A 15,929-nucleotide genomic window follows, 5' to 3' on the forward strand; every position below is an offset into this window, starting at 1 on the left:
GAATGCATTGGGCTTACCCAGTTCCAGATTCTAGCCAATTCGTTTTACCTTAAGTTCCACCTTTACTCCGAAAATCTAGTCCACTTGTTCAGTAATGCAAAAATTGCTGAACCTATCTCGCACCTTTTGGTCACAGTGTTCTAGCCTTATTTCGCTGTTCACGTTTAAGGAAACTTGTGGTGATTCAATAAATTCAATCATAGCAATATATTTCCCCTAACAGATCATCCGCTTTTAGGCTAGTAGATTTCTATGTTACATCTACGGCTTAGCACCTCATCGTTGCCAATGACGCACCCATAGGTAGAGTTACATTAAGTGGATTGCGCTGTCCAAAGGTCTTTCGACTTAAACATCCCAGAATATAATTTACCACTTTATTTCAAGTACTGGTCGCACTTTCCTGTAACGTTCAGCGTTCACGACGTACCGGCCACTTAGAGATGTCTGCTCATGGCACCCTTGTGGTGACTAATGCAGATATCGTCCCGACGGGCTTAGTGGGCTTTATGTGGTCGACATTCTTTCTCCAAAGCCGTGCCCTCTGTCGACCCCTGCGTTACAGTATTGTTAGCTGACGTCAGACGGGAGTTCCTTCATTGTATAGTTCTTAATATCAGCTTCTTCAATGAAATGATCTTCATTTGTATCAGCATCTTTAATAACAATCAGTCCATTTTGCAGCTTACATACCGGTATATATTTTTTGTCTTCTTTAAGTAAAAAATTTCTTTTCACATACTTTCTATAGATAGCAGAATGTACATACAAATATGTTATTATTAAATATGTTAAACCTACCAAGTTAAAGAAAATTGCATTACTAAACTGAATCGATTCAAGATTCTTATATTCCCCTACTGTAACAAAGATATAATGTCCTAGAATAAGACTTGATAGAACCAATATTCCCGTAGACAAGCTATCTATATATTTCTTCAAAAAATCTTTAAGTTTCCAATTTTTCTTAAATAGCAGTTGTATAATCAAATAAACTTACGCTAAAATAAATAATCCATAAACAATTGAAAATAACATTATCATCCACGACAATAATGCAACAGACACAATGCTTAAAATTAGTACTATAAAAAGTACTCCTGCAAATGAAATCAACATAGTAACTAACCTAGATATGCTACGTTTACTCTTGCTCCAAAATAACTTATCGAATTCAGTATTAAAAATTAATTCAGCCAAATTAAGTTTAATAGCCAAACTTAATAATGCTATTACTCCTCCAACTGCTCCATACTCACTCACTGCCTTTAATAATTCCATTATAAACCTCCAATATATTAGTTTGATGTCAGTTAACGTTTTGTATTGACGATGTCCTGGGCCCTAAGAGTCGCTGCTTTTGGTTGTGAGAGCTTGCTCGACCACCTAATGCAGTGACGTCCCGACGGGCTTAGGGGGCTGGATGTGGTTACTCGTTTTTCAGAGTGACCCTTGCACCAATATGGTGTTAGAAGACGTATCTACGGAAATTAAACATTTATTGAAATAAAACATCTAATTCCTTGTATCATAAGTTTTACATCATCATCAGTGTATTCTTTCCAGTTTCCATGTGCCGCATTATTTCTTAAATCTGCCCAAGCTGTAATTTGCTTTTGCATACCTGTATTATAAACTCCTGCTTTCTTTAAATCGGCATTCATCTTATCCAATTTCCCATGCGATAGTTTTTCCCTATCACACAGTTCTTTAAGTGTAGTCTCTAGACAAACACCTGCTACAATACAGGCTGGATCTTTATGATTTGCATTTAACAAATCTTCTGCCTGACTCAAACCATCTTCCATTAAATCTGCAGCAACTAATCCACGAAGGCTAAATATATAGCCATTCATATAATCATCGTATGCAGCATTAAATACTGCTTTACATTTTTTGTAATCTTCAATCAACCCATCAAAATCATTATAATAGCCTTTAAACTGGCTATTTTGAAGACTCTCTAAACCGAAAACTTGTGACAACAATGTCATCACTGACATCCCCCATGTCATAAATGTCTCTTGGTCTACTTCGTCTGAATAACCTTCTGAACTCCTTTTTATTGTTAGGTTAACATCAGTTATCCTATCTTTCAACTCTTCAAATCTTCTTTCGATTACTTTGCTGTTCATATAATCTCCTATAAATTAGTTGATATGTCTTCTAATGTCGGTGCGCGGGTTCCCGACGTTGGTAAGGCAACCAGCTTGCTGGTTGATTTGCCAATGTTGGTAACTTGCTGATAGGTGATGTGCCTACTGCCACCAATTACAGAACCCGCGCACCGATAGGCTGACGTGTTGCGTAGCGGCATTTCAGCCTATCGTCTGTCGGTTCACGACGCCAACGCGCTTACAGGGCGAGCTTATGCGTGTGAAGCTTTAGCTGAACCGCTAATGCGACCCCGACTCGGTTAGCGGGTTGAGTGTCGCTGAATCGTATGTTAAGCGATGCTATTATTCGGCAGCTCTAAACTGTCTTAATTCTTCAATCAACTCACTTAAATTGTTATATCTAATCCCAATGTTGCTCAAACATTTTAGAACCATATTTGCATATATCTTAGTCATGCCTTGAACATTCATTAAGGAGTCTTCCAGCTGAAAACCAGACGGAGCTCTTCCCACTAATAACTCGTACTAAATAGCTCCAATAGAATAGATATCTGAGCGTTTATCAATTATCTTTGGGTCAACAAGCAATTCTGGAGCTGTATAGAGTCCACTAGCAACTCCTTTACCTACCAACGTCAATCGCGAATATATTTGATTTTCTTTAAAAATACCAAGACCAAAATCAATAATCCTACATTTCTTTGGTCTAGAAATCATAATATTACTAGGTTTCAGGTCTCTGTGAACCACTTTAGTGTGAGCATATTCCATAGCCTCACAGACACTCAGAATAATATCTGTAGCTGTATCTAATGTAAATACCCCATACTTTTTGAGAACAGTGTTAAGGTCTTCTCCATCAAAATACTCCATTCTAATGTATGGCTTATTTTTAAGTATACCAACATCATAGACATTAATAATTGACTCGTGTTTCAGTTCGAAAAGCATTCTAGCCTCTTGGAAGAATCTAACTTGATCTTTGTCTGGATCATCAGAAAATATTGGAGATAAAAACTTAATTGCAAAATCCATATCTAACAAATCATGATGATACTTATATACTTCACCAAATCCACCGTGGCCTATCCTTTCTCCCTCTGTAAAATCAGATGTGAGATTACTATATCCATTCCTTCTTCAAAGTACTCAATGACCGGATTAAGTGTTTCAGCAAGATATATTCTACGTTCCTGATAGGTAGAATACTTAGCCTTAATAAATTGCCAGAAATCACCTAAATCGCGGCATTTCCTTATATACTCAGGTATAATCTCTGTCAATGACTTAATATTGAGTAATTGTTTACGAACATCTGCATATTTCTTATCTGTAAAATCAGAAGATTTATCTCCTGTAGCATACTTAATCAAGTCATGTTTAAAATATTCAAGTTCTAAAGCCATTTCATTATCCATAAGTTTCTCCTATTACGCAGAATGATAGTGTCACTTAACGTTGTGCGTTCACGACTTCCTGGCCCCTTAGAGTGATTCAACTCATGCCACCCCCTGTGGGGGCTAGTGTGGGATCACGCCTCGACTGGCTTAGGGGCCTGGATGTGGTCACTCGCTTCTCAGAGTGACCCTTGCGTGAATGCGTTGTTGGACTAAACCGCTAGCGCGGTGGCTTTTTTAATGCCTTATTTTGTTCCTGTTTTAACTTTTACTCTTTTTAGATATGATGTACAGGTTACTGTTCACCTGTCTGAAAGGAGTTTTTTATGTCTTATGATTCTTGTGTCAATGCAGCAATTATCGAAATGCAACTCAGGGGTTACAGCCCCAAAACAATTGACTCTTATTCCAACAATCTCAATCGGTTCCTTCTTTTTATCGACAAACCTGTCGATGACCTCACTACTGAAGATGTGCGTTCTTTTCTTCTCTCTCTTATCAAGAAAAAATTGTCTACCAGTTACATCAACAGCGCTTACTTTGTTTGCCAATTATTCTTCAAATCTGTTCTAAAATAACCTTTTTCTCTTAGTGATGTTCCTCGGGTTAAATGTACCAAGAAGTTACCAATTGTACTTTCTCTTCCTGAAGTCAGTCGTATTATTGATTCAATTGATTACCTTAAGCACAAAGTTCTTTTGATGACCATTTATTCTGCAGGTCTTAGGGTAAGTGAAGCTATTAATCTTAAAGTCTCTGATATTGATTCTGAGAACATGCGGATTTTTGTCCGATCCGGTAAAGGTGACAAAGATCGTTATACCATTTTGTCTCATACCACTTTGAAACTTCTTCGAAAGTATTATATAGCTTTTCGTCCTACCAATTGGCTTTTCCCCAGCTTGTCTTACCCAAAGAATCATCTGTCTGTCAGATCCGTGCAGCAGGCCTTTCATTCTTCTCGAATTAAGGCTGGTATCATCAAACCAGCTACGGTTCATACCCTTAGGCATTCTTTTGCCACCCATCTACTTATTAATGGTACTAATCTATTTACCATCAAAACACTTCTTGGTCACAAAAGTATTCAATCAACTATGGTTTATCTTCATCTGGCTCCAACAAGGATACTGTCCGTTGTTAGTCCGCTTGATCTGGAGGTACCCGACTTTGAGTAAACTACAATCTATTCTATCAGCTAATGCTGTAGATTTCATTAATTCCAATCATCTTTCTTTTCAGCAGGTCAAAGCTATTAATGCCATCACATCCTGTCGAACCAATAACATGGGCTCTCACAAGCTCTCTTGTAACTGTGGTCACGAAAAGGTTGTTCAGAATTCCTGCGGTAACAGGCATTGTCCCACCTGTGGTACTTTCAAGAAGGAGCTTTGGGTTTTGCAGCAATAACAATCTCTCTTGCCCTCTCATTACTTCCATCTTGTTTTCACCTTACCTGATACTTTAAGATCTTTAATCTACTTCAACCAAGAGCTTCTTTATGACCTGATGTACAAGGCTGCTTCCAAAACCCTTCTGGACCTGTCAGCTACCAAACATTCTGTGACCCCTGGCTTTTCATTGGTACTTCACACCTGGAGTCAGACCCTCGGCTACCATCTAGGACGCAAAGGCGAGCAGTAACCATAGGTTACGACCAGCCCTCATCTGCATTGTGTTCTTGCTGGTGGCGGTATTTCCCTTGATGGCTCTCATTTCGAGTCCTTCAAGAAGAAGTTCTTCATTCACGTGAAGGTTCTTTCCTCTGTCTTTAGGAGCAAGTTTCTTCAAAGTCTCAAATCACTTTTTCTTCAAGATTAACTGAAACTTCCTGATGATTTATCTCATGATACGTTTACGTCTTTTCTTGACTTTCTATAAAATAAAGACTGGATTGTCTTTTCAAAACCTGTCTTTAAGTGTGCGGCACATGTCCTTAAATATCTTGGTCGCTATACCCACCGTGTTGCTATTTCAGATTACAGAATCCTTGAAGTGACTGATGTTGAAGTCTCTATTTCTTACATGGATAACAAGGATGGTGGTAAAAAGAAGGTGATGACTCTTAGCACTTATAACTTCATTCACCGTTTTCTCATGCATATACTGCCCTACAAGTTTGTAAAGATTCGCCACTACGGTTTTCTTTCCAATCGGTTCAGGTCTGTCAAAGTGGCTCTTTGTCGAAAGTTTATTGCCAGGCAACGTGGTTTGGTTCTCAGGTTGGATTCACTTCCAACCAAACTAGAATTACTGATCAAACTTATTGGCAAGGATAAACTTTCTTGTCCAAACTGTGGTAACTTTTTTAGCTATAGCCATGAGGTCAATCCGACATAGATTTTTTTATCTGAATATTATCACTTTTGTATGCCCCTTTGATGGGGAGGGGGAAGCTATGCAATCTTGTTCTCTTTTGGCCATAATTCACGTCAATATCTTCTCAAAATGGATAACAGTTACTTTTTCAGTGACTAAAGCTTGCATACTCTTTACTAGTCCGCGGCTTCGTCCAACATAATATCCCGACCACCAACCCCATCTTAGGATGGGGTTGTTTTTTAATTGATGTCGATATATTTCTAATAGTTAGCTGACGGTTACAAACACTTACCCCAAGTTTCTTTTGACCACTAAGAATTTTCTCCACATTTCAGTTTTTGTTGACTTGTATAGTCCTAACATTTCAATGAACCTTTTGTAATTAATTAATTCAAATTCCTCTACAATTTTCTTATCAATTGCATCACTAGCATGTTGTTTTGCTTGCTTCGAAAAATGATCTGCTGTTGTTACAAATATACATGATCTTGAATCCGCTAATAATGTAGCACCTAATAATTCACGAATTTGCGAAGCTGACTCAACAGAGTCTTTTTTTGTTCGTCTTTTGACCTGAACTACAGAGGGTTTATCAGATTTAACAAATAATAGATCAATTCCACCATCAGCTGTTTTCCCAACAAGTTCAACATCACAATTGAAGTGTTCTCTAAAAATTGACTGAGTGAGCTCTTCCATCTTCTTGTGATGTATATTATAAATTTTTTCAGGATTCTTTTGTATATATTTTTCAAGCGATGTAATTGGTATGGATTTATCATCAACATTATATTTTCTAAGAATTGCGGTTTTAAATTTTTCTTCTCTCAACCTTGTATAGTCTAGCATTGCATCACTAGTATTATTGAATTTGTATTCCCACCATCCGCAATTTGGACAGGTCTTAACAGACTCATACTCTCTATAACTTCCATCTAACCATTCAGGATATGTCACACCTGAATCAGCATTATAAACAATATAAGTTTTCAATTTACAAATAGGACAAATTTCCGCACTTTTATAAAAGTTATTTATATTTTGGTTAACAGTTTTCCCCAATAACAAACCATCAGCTTTTTCTCGCTCTAGATACTCGCTATAATCTAAAATCATATTTTAACTCCCTACTTTTTGTGTTTGGAACTTTAGTATAACGGTATGTGATTACGAAGCACTGGCCTCCTTGAGATATCTGCTCATGGCACCCTTGTAGTGACTTATGCGGATATTGTCCCGACGGGTTTTAGGGCTGTGTTTGTCTGGCTTATTCTCCAAAGCCGTCCCCTAGGTCTGATTGAAGCGTAATCATGGTGTTATACGACGTCAAGAACGTAAAATTCCTATACTCTTAGCCAATCTGAGTCTATCTTTGCCAAGAGTCTGGCGTTATTATATGCCATATCCATCGTTAAAGCCGTAAATCCCTTATAATAGTAATTTCCAGTAGTGGACTCTATTTTCTTCACTGCTAATACTAAATCAATTGATTCTGGACTATTTATATCGATAGCTAGTGGTAATAAAAACTGAACGCCTCCATTATAGTATTGTGGAACAGCAACCTTATAGTTTGCTGATATTTTCTTCTTTGCCAACTGAATAGCTCCTTCAAAGATTGATATCTGAGCTAATAATGGTAACCCACGAACACTCTCTGGAATTCTATTCTTATTTCCTTCATCAGTAAGTATATGATCTAATTGAGGATCAAGAGTTAAATCATAATCATAAATCAATTCATGTACATCGTTAAAATATTTGGCTCTTCTTGGCTTAGGAAAAATATTAGAAATTTCTACACTAGTAGATTTCAAGAACTTAACAAAAAACCACTCTTGTCTATCCTGATTTTTATTCTTTTCCATATATCCAAATATTTCTTGATACTCATTAGTATAAAGACCAGTATTGAAGCAAAAAATATTGTCATCAATATATAAAACCTTCTGTTTCAACTCAATACTATCTTCTTGTTCTCTCTCATCAAGTAATCTTCCTATGGTGTGGTTTATATACTGGTGTAATATTGGATTCTTACCGTTCTTATTACTGTTATACTCTTTATAAGACCAATCTTCCTTTATTGAAAGTTCTTCAAGTTGATCCAAATTACTCTGCCAATCTGGTACGTATGCAAGTTCATAAATCTTATCCATAAATTCTCTCCTTGACATAATTATTATCTAATGTTATTATTTCAGTATTGAATTTCTAACAATTGAATTTGAAATCATTGAATTTACTGGGTGCCGATTTGGCACCCTATTTTATTGCCCGAGTTCTTGTTGTCATATAACGGTCTGCGTTCACGACGTTCTGGCCACTTAGAGATTTTCGCTCATGGCACCCCTGTGGTGACTAATGCGACAATCGGTCCCGACGGGCTTTGTGGGCTGGTTATGGTTGGCTTAGATTCCACAGCCGTCCCTTACGCCGACCCGAAGCGTAAACGTATTGTTATGGGACACACAACCGACATTCTTCCAAATTCTTCGTCTTTCTACATTATGTCTAGTACCTAAAACCAAAATGTGATTGTACTTAGGAAAATCTCACTCCACCGATACTAGTTCAGAAAGTTTTGTAGCTATGACTGACATACTATCTTCCTCTGTACTTAAGCCACTTCTGGAGGCAAGAAGTGGACTAATATCCCTTAATTCTTCATACGTTGTGTTATGAATAATAGGTACCAGAAGTTCTCTCGCTAGCAATACTGAAAGTTCTTTATCAGCAATACCCTCCCCTCTTAAACGTGATAAAAATATAGGTGTAACAAGTACGATTCCTACACGTGACTTCACTAATCCCTTATCTATTTCGCGAAGTAAAGGAGAACCAAGCGCAACATCCTTTTCGCTAAACCATACTGATACTCCTGCAGCTTCAAGCACATCGTGCAATTCCTTAGCTACATTCTTTCTGTCATCCCATGCATGGCAAAGAAAAACATCTCTCTTATCTGTATTAACACTTTGAATTTCAATACTTCGTCTTATTGGTGTTAACGCTCTGATTTCAGTTGGCGAATATACAACTGATGAACTTGCTGGTGACCAAGAAGGTCTTGATGAACTACTACTTCTTCTAGTACCTGAAGATGATGATGAACTCGAAGAAACTCTGCTATAACTGTCGTAGCCATACGAACTTCTATAACCATAATTGCCTGAGCCACCACATGCTGGACATGCGGCACGTGCACTTGCAGTCCTGTGACCTCTTACTGGTGCTGTACATCTTGCCATTATTAATACTCCTTATACTCATATGTCAGGTTTATGCTGATCTCAAATGAATTAAGATGATAGAATAATTTTGACATTATCGATATTATGCCTATATTATAATCATAAGATCTCAACACAATGAATTAGTAGGTTGCAAATAACTTTATAAGAACTTCATAAATTAAGTTAATCTCTGTTAACTACTGTTGCGAACCCGAGGCTCTAGTCTGGTAAGTCAGGGAGATTGCTCTCCTTTCTCCCCTAAGAACCGTACGTGAGACTTTCACCTAATACGGCTCAAGCAGCCCTAAATCAGCTCTGTTATGACCTAACAAATAGCATTACCTATTTTCGCAATCCACATACAAACGTCTACTAACATTTTCATATCTGTAGGCACCCGCCATCGGCTTTTTGGCTTTCCTACATTCGTAAAGTTTCTGACATTTTAACGCTAGGACCACCTATAGGAAGTCTGCACCCTTCCGGATTGGAGTATTTCTAGAACTCCTATCAGCCCTATTACCGGTCTGCATTCGCCTTCTCCTGATTCCTTTACCCACTGAATATTGTACTTTCTTTGCAAAAAGCCTATCTTACGGAACCCATTGGCTTACCAGTTTCACATTCTGGCCATTTCGTTTTGCCTTAGGTTCCACCTTTACTCCGAAGATATAGTCCACTTGTTCAGTAATACGAAAAGTCACTGAACCTATCTCACACCTTTTGGTCACAGCGTTTCAGCCTTATTTCGCTGTTCACGTTTAACGAAGCTTGCGGTGATTCAATTAATTTAACCATAGCAATACCTTTACCCTAACAGTCCATCCGCTTTTAGGCTTGCAGATTTCCCATGTTGTCCCTATGGCTTAGCACCTCATCGTTACCAATGACGCACCCATAGATAGAGTTACACTAAGTGGATAGCGCAGTCCAAAGGTCTTTCGACTTAGACAGCCCAAAATGTGGTTTACCACCTTTATTTCAAGTGCTGGTCGCACTGTCGTCTAACGTTCTGCATGTTGGCGACGTGGACATCCTTCCGATTTTCCTGTCCATGTTGTCAACATGCTGTTAGAGGACGTATTACGGAGCTTAGCCGAAACTTGTATCAGCTACAATTCCATCAAAATAACTTTCAATATCTTCAGCACTAGAATATTCGTAAGTATACCTATTGTCCTTACGATTGTTGCGCTTCAAATAACATTTCTTTTTATCTACGCATAACTCAAGCTTTTTACCAGAGCCTTTTTCTAGTCCAGTCCATTGAACTTCATTCTGTTTATACCAGTATATTTGTGGATTAAGTTTTTCCAACGCCTGCCTAAACTCCACAACGTTCATAAATCTTTTATTCGGGTCAGGATTACAAGCTTTAAATATAACTCTTCTCAACTTTGTTGGAACATACTTCTGGTATCCAATTTTCTTCAACAATACTCCATTTATTGCATGCACTTTCCCGTTGGGTATCGACTCGATACAGGCTCTCCAATCATCAATATTATTTACTAGCCTAAATAGAGTCATTCCTGTTGCAAATATATCTGTTGATATATTAGTAATTGGGTTCCCATTTTCTGGAAAACACTCAGGGGCTAAGTGACTTATATACCCTTTCCCTGATGCAAACTCACCTTCATTCAGTTCAATTGCTAATCCAAAATCAGATAATTTGGCAGACTTTCCCTGTAATAAAATGTTTGCGGGCTTAACATCACGGTGAATAATACCTTTAACATGAGCGCATTCTAAGCCACTTAAGACATCACAAGTATATTTAACAGCATCAATCAATGAAAAATGACTTCTAATTAGTTGATCTTCCAACGAGCCGTCTGGCAAATATTCCATATCAATAACAACCGTATTGTTACCATTAATAGACATGATATTCGCCTCGTTCACCTCAACGATATACTTGTTTTTGCATTTATATAATATGGCCGCTTCATCCAGCTGTTTTAGGAGTGTTTGTGCGTCCCCAGAATCAATAACTTTTATAGCCTTGTTAACTTGAAGTGCTCTGTCATATACATAATACACATTCCCAAAATTGCCGCCACCAATTCTATTTATTATCTGATACTTTCCAATACTATTCATAGTAACCCCTATAGTTCAAACCACGCAGCTAACACCGCATATTTTGTTGTTTTGTCCCAGTACGGTTTGTTGTCACCTAAAACTGTATCACAATATTCATATAAGTCACTACCCTTGTTAAGGTCCAGCTTAGATGGAGTGTAACTTTGAGACGTAAATTCTCTTATGTCTATTTCTTTTTCATACGCAATTAAGTTTAGTAGACCATATGGGAATTCAAGATTAAAAAGCTGTTCTTTATTCGGATTAAGTGTTAGCCTGTATGAAATCTTGTCAGGATTATGCCTCTCAATTAGTCTTTTGAAATTATCATCATACCAGTTCATCAGTTCTGGGACTGAAGCATTCTTTATTGTAATAACTTTATCTTTTTTAATTAAAGATGGATTAGTTTTACTCCCCTCCATCACAGCATATCTAAAATCATTCTTAGTTAAATGTACTCCTAGAACCTTCATACCTTTCTCCTTTCAAAAAACTTATTAATATGTCCTCTAACTCCCAAATCACGCATTGCGTCAAGCACTATTAAAGCGATCTAGTGGATCAGTTGTTTGCTCAACTAAACTCTGATACATGTGTATCGATATGAGTTATTCGACAGTTACAATACCTTAGCATTCCAGTATAAACCTTAAGCCTGTCCTATTCTCCAGTAAATGTATGTAAGGGAATGCCGATAAGCCTTATAATATACTCAATTAATCAGCATCATCTATGATGAGAAGTGATTCTATCTTTACGCTTTCTGATAATATTCCTATTCAATTGTTTTATTTTATGGGAAAGAGTGTGTGAAAATTCTATTAAATCCATAGTAATCCCTCAATCACCAATTATTTAATGCCCTCATTGATAAATTTTATCACTTTTTGGTGTTTTACACAATAGTTGATGGTGTTTTTTGCTTAAAAGGCACCTATATTATCCTAAATGTTAAAGATAAGTACCAAGAAAAGAAGCTTCGCTTCGTTATGAGCTATGCTCATATTTCTGAACGGTTCGACAGGAAAGATCTTTGACGTATTCTGCCACGCTTTAAGGCTGAATACTAAAGTATGACTTTCCTTGAGAACGCAAAAAGGCTCCATTCTTTCGAATGGAACCTTTTGCTTGCAACTCATTCAATAATACAAGAGACGAGACTCGAACTCGCGACCCCTAGACCCCCAGTCTAGTACTCTAGCCAACTGAGCTACTCCTGTAAATCCTGTTGCTGTCTTATAGTATCATTGACTAAAATACTTGTCAATATTTTTAACTTGGATGGTCGCGTTAATTTACTGTCGGAAAAGTAAGGATAGAAAAATCCTGATGAGATATTTTGAGTTCTGTAAAAACCATCTTATCATAGTTTTATAATTCATTGTACCTTTTCCATTAATTTTGCATACTTAAAAAGCCAGTCCATTTAGGATTGTGGCTACTAGACTTTAGTATATCTAAATTCGTCGGCTAAAACCCTTCCATGACTACATTGCAAACGACCTTCGTTGATACGTCCATGTATCAAACGAAGGTGGAATACATCCTTGTATTCTGGCGTTTTGCAACATAGTCATTCAGGAACTTTATCCTCTACACATCTGATTTCACTTTTTCTTATGTCTTTTACTAAACGTAGATCAAATGATGCCCCTTAGTTTCTTTGTAAGACAATACATGCCATCTACTAGCCGGGTACTACCTGCGACTGTCTGATGGTTCCAAACATCTGTATAGGTCTTTTGTTTCCTTTTGATCTCTTTATCTACTTCTATTTTTATCTCATCTTGAATCATGCGGTGCTGTTTTTCTTGCTTGTATTTAATCAAATCACATACTTTACCATCATTGGCTACATAAGCTCTAAGTCTTGCCATCTTAGTTACACCTTTCTTTGACCATCCTAGCGGACGGCTACTTAACCTTGAAGAGAGGAGGTGGCTCACTTGACCTTCTGCACTGCAACCCATCCTTGCATATTCATCATGATTAGGTCTTATTATGGCTTCCCAGTGATTGCTTATGTATACCCTGGTTCTTCTTATCTGTTCTTTTCTATTCTCGCTATCTGAGTACTCAAGGGCTATGTCAAAGACTGTATTGACTGCTTTTTATCTTCAGATCTTATGCCGTCATAGATTGCCTTTCTTGCATCTGATACTGAATCACCAAGATGACCTATAGCTCTCATAATTGCTTGGTTTAAATGGAATTTATCAAGCACAAAATGACACTTTGCCCCGAGCACATCCACTCCTGATTTTATCCACGATGCGCCATCTCCCATGATGTATATATGTTCCAAATAGTCTTCATCATAAACCACATCTATGTATTCAAGCACTTCTTCCCATAAGTCTTCACTCTTTTTGTAAACGCCTGCAAAGTAGTGTTTTCCTATTAGTCTATTTCTTTTACTTCCTTGGCTTTCTTTCTCAACATCCTCAAAAATACATGCTAGACGTGGCTCTATTGTGTTGCTTTTATAGCCATTTTCTCCGACTTTTAAATCTCCCTTTTATTGTTGAATTGTAAGGATACATGGTCTTCATCAGCATTTATATATAGGACTTTGACCTGTCTCTTTTTCTTTACAAAGGGTATTAATGCAGGTATTTCTAAGCTATGAACCTCTTTCATGACCGCTTGTTTACTGATAATATCTTCTGTATGTGTTGCATGTTCACCACTGATTCTATAGCTAGTGTCAACAACATGCTTTATGGCTTCTATAACAACATCTTCACTTTTTCTCATGTTTTTGTAATACCACATGCTTTATCTGCAAGAAATATGAATTCACCTGTTTCTTTCGACTTAAAATAAGTCCTTTTGTACTTGATCTCACCGCATGTGCTTGTAAATGAATTAGGGACCCTAGCACGTTCAACCACGTAGTGATTGATTCGATATGCTGATTTTCTATACACCTCATCAATGCCTTCTATTGTCTCTGCAATAATCTCTCGTTGCAGCTCCTGTAATGGTTTTCCTAACTCAAGAACAAACTCTCCAATATTCATTTGATCATCATTTATAAAACTTTCTACTACTTTTTCAATCTTTTTGATACCAATCTCCATAAATTGTTGTATACTAATATGCATAAGAAAAACACCTTTCGTTGTATATTTTGGTTTCTCGCAAAACTTATAATATCACAACTTGGTGTTTTTCTTTTATCTTTATTTATCCGACACTATCTTTACGCTAACAACTTGGATTTCTTGGAAACTTCGTTCTGCTTTGGTTCTGATGGCTTCATCTATTATTAACATTATTTTGAGACTTATGATTATTTTCCACTATTTTATACTAGACATTAATGTTATAATGGCTTTATGGTAACCTTGTCTCGACAATGCTAATGATTTGAAAGGGGTGAGCTATCGGAGGAAACTCTGATAACAAAATGAAAATACTAATATGCGATGACAGTATGACTGTCCGAAAAAAACTGATTCAATCTATAAGAGCCGTTAAGGAATGTGAGATTATTGAGGCGAATAACGGTGATGTAGCTGTTTTGGCCTATAAAGAGCATAAGCCTGATCTTGTCTTTATGGATATTATGATGCCAATCAAAGATGGTTTGGAATCCCTTGCTGAGATTATCCTTGAAGATGCCAACGCCAAAGTGGTGATGCTTTCTTCTGTCGGTACAAAAAGTAACTTGCAGACCGCGCTTAAGATAGGCGCTATTGACTTCATCCAGAAGCCTTGTGAAGAAAGCCGATTAAAACAGTTAATAGATACTTATGGTGGGGAGGCCTAGTCTTATGTTTAGTGCATTTTTTGGAAATTACTTATTGAACAAAGGGATCGTGACCGGTGAACAACTGAGTCAAGTACTGGAAAACCAAAGAATTATACGTCTGAAGCTGGGTATGTTGGCCATTAATGCCGGTTATATGAATGCCCGTCAAGTAGATGAGATCCATGAACTACAGGCCCTTAAAGATAAACGTTTTGGCGATCTTGCTATTGAAAAAGGCTACCTCACATCGGTACAACTTGATGCTCTTCTGAAGCAGCAAAAGTCGGAGCATCTGCTCTTAGCTCAAGCTCTTATTGATGATGGTCTTATTACCATAGAAGGTTTTGAAAAAGAAATCAACAATTATAAAAAAGAACATGGTTTGACCGATGAACAACTGGATGCCCTGAAACACAACAATGTTGAAATGGTGGTCCATGCTTTTCTGGCTTTTGGAGAAAGCACATTATCCAAGCATTACAGTGATTATGTGACCCTTTTCCTCAAAAACATGATTCGTTTTATCGATGCAGACCTTCGTATTGACCGCGTGGAGAAAATAGATACCATACAACTGCCCCACTTAGTTCGACAAACCATAACCGGTGATGCACGCATCTTCACAGGTCTATCCGGCGAAGAACTTCCTTTTATTACTCTGGCAGGTCGTTATGCAGATGAAAAGTTTGACAAGATTGAAGAATACCCGATTGATGCGGCTGGTGAGTTCCTCAACTTCCACAACGGTCTCTTCACCGTCAACTTATCGGATGAAGGTATTGAGATGACTTTGGATGTTCAGTCTTACCTGGAAGATTCCACTCTAACCCCCTCCAATCAGCTCTATCATATCCCTATCTATACAAGCTTTGGTGTTATTGATCTCATTATCGGACAATTATAAACATAGATATAAACGAGATATAAACGAGAAATAAATTAGATATAATATAATAAAAGTTCACCTGTATGGAAAAAGTCAATTATTTTGACTTCTACCATACTGGTG

20 protein-coding genes, 1 tRNA gene and 2 pseudogenes are annotated in these 15,929 nt (G+C 37.4%); 6 read left to right on the top strand and 17 right to left on the bottom strand.

Annotated elements, in window-relative coordinates; genetic code table 11:
* Positions 1-570: 570 nt before the first annotated feature.
* From PATL70BA_RS03875 to PATL70BA_RS03895, 6 genes are all read right to left on the bottom strand, one after another.
* Positions 571-942 (bottom strand): hypothetical protein, encoded by a 372-nt coding sequence (locus tag PATL70BA_RS03875; protein WP_125136150.1) that lies wholly within the window; start codon positions 940-942, stop codon positions 571-573.
* Between the two features lie 54 nt (positions 943-996).
* Positions 997-1,281: a hypothetical protein gene (locus tag PATL70BA_RS03880; protein WP_125136151.1), complete on the bottom strand. Its 285-nt coding sequence runs from the start codon at positions 1,279-1,281 to the stop codon at positions 997-999.
* A 209-nt stretch (positions 1,282-1,490) separates the two neighbouring features.
* On the bottom strand, positions 1,491-2,135 hold the full coding sequence (locus PATL70BA_RS03885; RefSeq protein ID WP_125136152.1) for a DUF4145 domain-containing protein: 645 nt from the start codon (positions 2,133-2,135) through the stop codon (positions 1,491-1,493).
* Positions 2,136-2,459: 324 nt separating this feature from the next.
* Positions 2,460-2,588 (bottom strand): hypothetical protein, encoded by a 129-nt coding sequence (locus PATL70BA_RS16710; RefSeq protein ID WP_279233224.1) that lies wholly within the window; start codon positions 2,586-2,588, stop codon positions 2,460-2,462.
* A 54-nt stretch (positions 2,589-2,642) separates the two neighbouring features.
* Complete coding sequence (locus PATL70BA_RS03890) at positions 2,643-3,161, bottom strand: serine/threonine-protein kinase (RefSeq protein WP_330510208.1); 519 nt, start codon at positions 3,159-3,161, stop codon at positions 2,643-2,645.
* A 41-nt stretch (positions 3,162-3,202) separates the two neighbouring features.
* Positions 3,203-3,535, bottom strand: a complete 333-nt coding sequence (locus tag PATL70BA_RS03895) for a hypothetical protein (protein ID WP_125136154.1) — start codon at positions 3,533-3,535, stop codon at positions 3,203-3,205.
* Positions 3,536-3,879: 344 nt separating this feature from the next.
* On the opposite strand from PATL70BA_RS03895, the gene PATL70BA_RS17065 reads away from it, so the two are divergent.
* From PATL70BA_RS17065 to PATL70BA_RS17075, 4 genes and pseudogenes are all read left to right on the top strand, one after another.
* Positions 3,880-4,092, top strand: a complete 213-nt coding sequence (locus PATL70BA_RS17065; protein WP_408634449.1) for a site-specific integrase — start codon at positions 3,880-3,882, stop codon at positions 4,090-4,092.
* 51 nt (positions 4,093-4,143) lie between these two features.
* Entirely contained in the window at positions 4,144-4,692 is a 549-nt protein-coding gene (locus tag PATL70BA_RS03905) for a tyrosine-type recombinase/integrase (protein WP_125138397.1), read from the top strand.
* Positions 4,685-4,924: a transposase zinc-binding domain-containing protein gene (locus tag PATL70BA_RS17070; protein ID WP_172596086.1), complete on the top strand. Its 240-nt coding sequence runs from the start codon at positions 4,685-4,687 to the stop codon at positions 4,922-4,924. Before PATL70BA_RS03905 ends, PATL70BA_RS17070 begins: the two co-directional genes overlap by 8 nt.
* 258 nt (positions 4,925-5,182) lie before the next feature.
* Positions 5,183-5,854, top strand: a pseudogene (locus PATL70BA_RS17075) (IS91 family transposase).
* Positions 5,855-6,124: 270 nt separating this feature from the next.
* Here the strand turns inward: PATL70BA_RS17075 and PATL70BA_RS03930 are convergent.
* The 11 genes and pseudogenes from PATL70BA_RS03930 to PATL70BA_RS03975 form a co-directional block, all read right to left on the bottom strand.
* Positions 6,125-6,952, bottom strand: a complete 828-nt coding sequence (locus PATL70BA_RS03930) for a restriction endonuclease (RefSeq protein ID WP_125136158.1) — start codon at positions 6,950-6,952, stop codon at positions 6,125-6,127.
* 227 nt (positions 6,953-7,179) lie between these two features.
* Positions 7,180-7,995, bottom strand: a complete 816-nt coding sequence (locus tag PATL70BA_RS03935) for a DUF3825 domain-containing protein (protein ID WP_172596087.1) — start codon at positions 7,993-7,995, stop codon at positions 7,180-7,182.
* A gap of 396 nt (positions 7,996-8,391) precedes the next feature.
* Entirely contained in the window at positions 8,392-9,087 is a 696-nt protein-coding gene (locus PATL70BA_RS03940) for a toll/interleukin-1 receptor domain-containing protein (protein WP_125136160.1), read from the bottom strand.
* 1,077 nt (positions 9,088-10,164) lie between these two features.
* Positions 10,165-11,178, bottom strand: coding sequence for a serine/threonine-protein kinase (locus tag PATL70BA_RS03945; RefSeq protein WP_125136161.1), 1,014 nt, complete (start codon positions 11,176-11,178; stop codon positions 10,165-10,167).
* Between the two features lie 8 nt (positions 11,179-11,186).
* Positions 11,187-11,636, bottom strand: a complete 450-nt coding sequence (locus PATL70BA_RS03950; protein ID WP_125136162.1) for a hypothetical protein — start codon at positions 11,634-11,636, stop codon at positions 11,187-11,189.
* 673 nt (positions 11,637-12,309) lie between these two features.
* Positions 12,310-12,383 (bottom strand) — tRNA-Pro (locus PATL70BA_RS03955).
* Positions 12,384-12,803: 420 nt separating this feature from the next.
* Complete coding sequence (locus PATL70BA_RS16855) at positions 12,804-13,040, bottom strand: hypothetical protein (RefSeq protein ID WP_330510209.1); 237 nt, start codon at positions 13,038-13,040, stop codon at positions 12,804-12,806.
* Between the two features lie 21 nt (positions 13,041-13,061).
* Positions 13,062-13,250: pseudogene (locus PATL70BA_RS17080) on the bottom strand (UPF0236 family transposase-like protein); the annotation flags it as partial.
* The gene (locus tag PATL70BA_RS16720) at positions 13,247-13,636 is read right to left on the bottom strand and encodes a UPF0236 family transposase-like protein (protein WP_125136164.1); all 390 of its coding nucleotides are present in this window, start codon (positions 13,634-13,636) and stop codon (positions 13,247-13,249) included. The gene PATL70BA_RS16720 and the pseudogene PATL70BA_RS17080, both read right to left, overlap by 4 nt.
* 32 nt (positions 13,637-13,668) lie before the next feature.
* Positions 13,669-13,920 (bottom strand): UPF0236 family transposase-like protein, encoded by a 252-nt coding sequence (locus tag PATL70BA_RS03970; protein WP_172596088.1) that lies wholly within the window; start codon positions 13,918-13,920, stop codon positions 13,669-13,671.
* Complete coding sequence (locus PATL70BA_RS03975; RefSeq protein ID WP_125136166.1) at positions 13,917-14,270, bottom strand: UPF0236 family transposase-like protein; 354 nt, start codon at positions 14,268-14,270, stop codon at positions 13,917-13,919. Before PATL70BA_RS03975 ends, PATL70BA_RS03970 begins: the two co-directional genes overlap by 4 nt.
* Positions 14,271-14,575: 305 nt before the next feature.
* Between PATL70BA_RS03975 and PATL70BA_RS03980 the strand changes: the two genes are divergently transcribed.
* Positions 14,576-14,938, top strand: a complete 363-nt coding sequence (locus tag PATL70BA_RS03980; RefSeq protein WP_125136167.1) for a response regulator transcription factor — start codon at positions 14,576-14,578, stop codon at positions 14,936-14,938.
* Between the two features lie 4 nt (positions 14,939-14,942).
* Positions 14,943-15,824: a hypothetical protein gene (locus PATL70BA_RS03985; protein ID WP_125136168.1), complete on the top strand. Its 882-nt coding sequence runs from the start codon at positions 14,943-14,945 to the stop codon at positions 15,822-15,824.
* The last annotated feature ends 105 nt before the right edge of the window (positions 15,825-15,929 follow it).

This window comes from Petrocella atlantisensis (assembly GCF_900538275.1).
GTDB classification, from domain to species: domain Bacteria; phylum Bacillota; class Clostridia; order Lachnospirales; family Vallitaleaceae; genus Petrocella; species Petrocella atlantisensis.

Bases quoted from the DNA above. Each gene is read 5' to 3' on its own strand.
- PATL70BA_RS03880 (WP_125136151.1), bottom strand. From the start codon at position 1,281: ATGGAATTATTAAAGGCAGTGAGTGAGTATGGAGCAGTTGGAGGAGTA.
- PATL70BA_RS03885 (WP_125136152.1), bottom strand. From the start codon at position 2,135: ATGAACAGCAAAGTAATCGAAAGAAGATTTGAAGAGTTGAAAGATAGG.
- PATL70BA_RS16710 (WP_279233224.1), bottom strand. From the start codon at position 2,588: ATGAATGTTCAAGGCATGACTAAGATATATGCAAATATGGTTCTAAAA.
- PATL70BA_RS03895 (WP_125136154.1), bottom strand. From the start codon at position 3,535: ATGGATAATGAAATGGCTTTAGAACTTGAATATTTTAAACATGACTTG.
- PATL70BA_RS17065 (WP_408634449.1), top strand. From the start codon at position 3,880: ATGCAACTCAGGGGTTACAGCCCCAAAACAATTGACTCTTATTCCAAC.
- PATL70BA_RS03930 (WP_125136158.1), bottom strand. From the start codon at position 6,952: ATGATTTTAGATTATAGCGAGTATCTAGAGCGAGAAAAAGCTGATGGT.
- PATL70BA_RS03935 (WP_172596087.1), bottom strand. From the start codon at position 7,995: ATGGATAAGATTTATGAACTTGCATACGTACCAGATTGGCAGAGTAAT.
- PATL70BA_RS03940 (WP_125136160.1), bottom strand. From the start codon at position 9,087: ATGGCAAGATGTACAGCACCAGTAAGAGGTCACAGGACTGCAAGTGCA.
- PATL70BA_RS03945 (WP_125136161.1), bottom strand. From the start codon at position 11,178: ATGAATAGTATTGGAAAGTATCAGATAATAAATAGAATTGGTGGCGGC.
- PATL70BA_RS03950 (WP_125136162.1), bottom strand. From the start codon at position 11,636: ATGAAGGTTCTAGGAGTACATTTAACTAAGAATGATTTTAGATATGCT.
- PATL70BA_RS16855 (WP_330510209.1), bottom strand. From the start codon at position 13,040: ATGGCAAGACTTAGAGCTTATGTAGCCAATGATGGTAAAGTATGTGAT.
- PATL70BA_RS03970 (WP_172596088.1), bottom strand. From the start codon at position 13,920: ATGAGAAAAAGTGAAGATGTTGTTATAGAAGCCATAAAGCATGTTGTT.
- PATL70BA_RS03975 (WP_125136166.1), bottom strand. From the start codon at position 14,270: ATGCATATTAGTATACAACAATTTATGGAGATTGGTATCAAAAAGATT.
- PATL70BA_RS03980 (WP_125136167.1), top strand. From the start codon at position 14,576: ATGAAAATACTAATATGCGATGACAGTATGACTGTCCGAAAAAAACTG.
- PATL70BA_RS03985 (WP_125136168.1), top strand. From the start codon at position 14,943: ATGTTTAGTGCATTTTTTGGAAATTACTTATTGAACAAAGGGATCGTG.